We start from the raw sequence: 3,688 nt of genomic DNA, 5'->3' as shown, positions 1-3,688 counted from the left end.
CGCCACGACCTGGAGCAAGGTGTCGTAGGTCATCGCCCCTGGCACCAGATACGGCCCGACGACATAAGCGGGGGTGCCCTGCAGACCGAGAGCATTCGCCTGCATCGATACCCGCCCGAGGCTGGCCTGTAGATCGGTGGCTCGTCCCGACAGGTCGGAGTCCAGCCTGGCCATGTCCATCCCGGCCTTTTCCGCGGCAGCACGTACCTTAGCCTCATCAAGCGCGCGACCGTGCTCAAACAGCGCTTCGTGCACCGGCACGAACCTGCCCTGCCAGTTGGCCGCAAGTGCGACTTTCGCAGCGGTTACCGACGCTCCGCCAAAGACCGGCCATTCCTTGATGACCAATCGGATGTCACGGTCCTCCTGCAACAGCCGGTTGAGCAGCGGATGCATGCGGACGCAGAAGGGGCAACGATAGTCAAAGAACTCTGCGATCGTCAGTGATCCATTGGGGTTTCCCAGCACCGGGTCGCCAGGATCACGGAATATGGTGTTGGGGTTGACCTGTGTTCCGGCGCGCGGACTACCCTGGGCATGGGCAAGCCACTGGCTGCCAGCCACGCCCATCGCAGCGACCGCGCCCAAGCCACCAAGCAGTGCCGCTCGGCGCCGCATGAAACGCTGTCCCATCACTTCCGTCCTCATTCCTGTTGGAGATAATCGGCTAAGCCGCGCACCTACCTGCCGACCAGATTGCTGGGCTACGTGTCCTTCAATCGCGGCTTACCTCGGCGCCGTCGTACTCGCTTGCTGGAGCGCCCCAAGAACCGCCTCCCTGGTCAGCACCTCGGACAAGGGAATGCCGCGTGGTGCACCGGGGCCGTAGACCGCGTTGAAGGGGATCCCGAAGCGGTCGTTCTTTGCCAAGTAGTCGGAGATACGCTGGTCCGGCCTAGTCCAGTCTGCCCGCATGGCGACGATGTGCGGCTCTTGCAGCGCCGCAGCCGTCTCAGGGCGGTCAAGAACGAGCGCCTCATTGACCTTGCAGTTGGCACACCACTCGGCGGTGACATCTACGAAGACCGTCTTTCCCTCGGCTACAAGCCGCTTGATGGCCGCCTCGTCGAACGGTTCCCAAAAGGAGGACGCCACTGTGGCCGCCTGCCGCCGGAATATCGTGGGTGCCGCGACTGCTCCGCTTAGGGCCGCAAGAGCCAGTGCCAGTGCGGCGGGGGCGCCCAGGCGGTTCCGCAGCGCCGGGGTTACGGCCAGCAAGCCAAGAGATGCGGCGANCGGACAACACGGCTAGAAGCCAAGTCGCCGTGCCCAACAGTGCCATGGCCAACACCTGCCGGACGCGGTTCATCCACCGCCCAGGCCGCGGCAGCAACCGCACCAGTCCGGGAAATGCGGCAACGAGCACATGAGGTGCGGCCAGGCCAACACCGAGGGCGGCAAAGATGGCAAGAGTCTCGGCTGGGCCACGCGCCAGGGCAAAGGCGACTGCGGTCCCCACGAAAGGCGCCGAGCATGGTGTCGCCAGTGCCGTCGTGAAGGCACCTGCGAGGAAATCGCCGCCGAGACCCTTTCCGCCCGCGGTCCCAAAGAATGTCGCCAGCCGAGGGGGGAGCGCCACCTCCCACAGACCCATGAGGTTGACCGCGAAGACAATCAGGGCACCCGCCGTCAACACCAGGAAGGCTGGTTGCTGGAACTGCATGCCCCATCCCACGGACAGTCCTGTCGCCTTGAGCCCGGCGAGGACCGCCGCGAAGGTCAGCATCGACGCGATGATGCCCGCCGCAGTAGCCAGGAAACCAAGCCTGATGCGCTGACGCTCCGCGCCCTGGTGGCGTAGGACGGCCATCAGCTTGAGGCCGAGCACCGGCAGCACGCAGGGCATCAGGTTCAGAACTAGCCCGCCAAGCAGGGCCACCCCGATGAATGGTACAAGGCTGCGGAGCCAGTCCATGCTCTCAACCGCTGCGGCACCGACAAGGATTGCGGTTTCCGACGCGCGCATCCCATCTACCAAAGTCACAATGACACTGTCGCCCGGGAGGGCGATGACATCCGGCCCACCGGTGACCGGCAACCTGGCCATAGCCGTCCTGCCATCGGGCGCGATGGAGAGCGCAGGTGGCCCAAAGCTCCACCGCGGGCTCTCCACGATCACATCGGTCTGTGGAGACAAGGGCTCCTGGGAGGTGATCCGGACCTGGAGGCCGGCCGGGTTGTCCTGAATGGCTCCGACAGCCTCGACGGCAAGGCCAGATCGGCTAGCGTCATTGGGAACCTGCGCCTCGTAGCGGGCGATCAGGTTCGCCGTCTGCGGGTCAGCCGCACCAGCACCCGCAGGCAGGTCCAGTGACACATCCAGGTGCCTTGGGACGCAGAGGGTGCTGCAAACAAGGATGTCGAGACTGGCCCGCAGCGTCACTGGCTCCCCCGGACGGATGGGGTGAACGGTGAGCGGGAAGACAACATCATCGAGGTAGCCGAAGCTCTCAATCCCGACGAGTGTCAGGCGTCTCGGTGCGGGCCAGCGCCAGTCTACCGAGGCGACATTCGTCGAGCCGGACCAGTCCACGGTCGGAGCCGCTCCGGCATCGCCTGGTGACCGCCAGTATGTGTCCCAGCCGTATTCCAGGGAGACCTGCACTCCAGCGCGAAGGTCATTGCTTTGTCCGACGGTGTCCGTCACGGCGATCAGACGAACATGCACCCCAGGCTCGGACACCCATTGGCCGGTGGCGGCCTTGAGGGACACGATTGGCAGCACAGCCAAGGCGAGAACTGTGACCAGCAGTAGCAAGCGCGGGCGGCTCATGCTGTAAATCGCTCAACTGGAAGTCCCTCAGCGCTCCATTCGGGAAAACCGTCCACCAAGCGTCGCGCGTTGAAGCCGTGAGCCCGCAGCGTTGCCACGGCTTCAAAAGCGAGCACGCAGTAGGGTCCGCGGCAGTAAGCAACTATGTCCCTGGCTTGCGGCAAATCGGCCAGGCGCCGCTCTAGTGTTGGCAGAGGGACGCTGAGCGCGCCCGGCAAGTGTCCAAGGTCAAACTCATTCTCCGGACGCACGTCGAGCAAGGTCACCAGCCCGTCACGCAGTCTCGCAGCGAGGTCATCGCGGGACACCGGCTCCATCCCGTCGCGGGCGCGGAAGTAGGCAGCCATCACCAGCTTGACTTCGGCAGCGTTGCGCTCGCCGACATAGCCGAGCGCGCGGAGCAGCCGGATTACCTCTGGGCCGCCCGCCAGGCTGTAGAACGTATGCTTGCCGTCCCGCCGAGGCTCCACCAATCGCGCACGCCGCAGGATCTGCAGGTGCCGGGAGGTGTTGGCAACGCTCAGGTCCGAACGGGAGGCAAGGTCCTCCACACTGCGCTCGCCCTGACCCAGGTGCTCGAGCAGTTCCAGGCGATGCACATGACCTAATGCCTGCGCGATCTCGGCAAGGGAGGCAAACACCTCCTGCTTTGGTCCACTTCTCGGCATAATGGATTAGCTTTCAAACATTCAGCAAAATGATTGAACGTTATGAACATCAAGAAGTCAAGGAGATTGGCGCTTCGCAATGGGATTGCGCATTCGGAGCTGGGAGGCCAAGAGCGCAGCGCGCGGACGCGACCGGCCCCACCATAAAGGCTGAAGTTCGTGACGCCTTCAGATGTAAGGCTAGATCAGCAGTGCCTCACTTGGCGTACGTAACCGTCAGCTGTTTCCCGCCTTGAGATGATGGCTG

The 3,688-nt window shown here is 64.1% G+C and carries 4 protein-coding genes; all 4 read right to left on the bottom strand.

What is annotated here, in order from left to right; genetic code table 11:
* Positions 1–633 (bottom strand): DsbA family protein (locus tag QWZ14_RS14965; RefSeq protein WP_290317523.1); only part of this gene is annotated, 633 nt, incomplete at its 3' end.
* A gap of 93 nt (positions 634–726) precedes the next feature.
* A complete protein-coding gene (locus tag QWZ14_RS14960; protein ID WP_290317522.1) occupies positions 727–1,095 on the bottom strand; it encodes a thioredoxin family protein in 369 nt (122 codons plus the stop codon).
* Positions 977–2,773 (bottom strand): protein-disulfide reductase DsbD family protein, encoded by a 1,797-nt coding sequence (locus QWZ14_RS14955; protein ID WP_456307246.1) that lies wholly within the window; start codon positions 2,771–2,773, stop codon positions 977–979. Before QWZ14_RS14955 ends, QWZ14_RS14960 begins: the two co-directional genes overlap by 119 nt.
* Positions 2,770–3,414, bottom strand: coding sequence for an ArsR/SmtB family transcription factor (locus QWZ14_RS14950; RefSeq protein ID WP_290317520.1), 645 nt, complete (start codon positions 3,412–3,414; stop codon positions 2,770–2,772). Before QWZ14_RS14950 ends, QWZ14_RS14955 begins: the two co-directional genes overlap by 4 nt.
* Between the last annotated feature and the right edge of the window lie 274 nt (positions 3,415–3,688).

Source organism: Paeniroseomonas aquatica (genome assembly GCF_030409335.1).
Taxonomy (GTDB): domain Bacteria; phylum Pseudomonadota; class Alphaproteobacteria; order Acetobacterales; family Acetobacteraceae; genus Belnapia; species Belnapia aquatica.
Note: the sequence above shows the minus strand (reverse complement) of the source record. Positions and strands in the feature narration are given on the sequence as shown.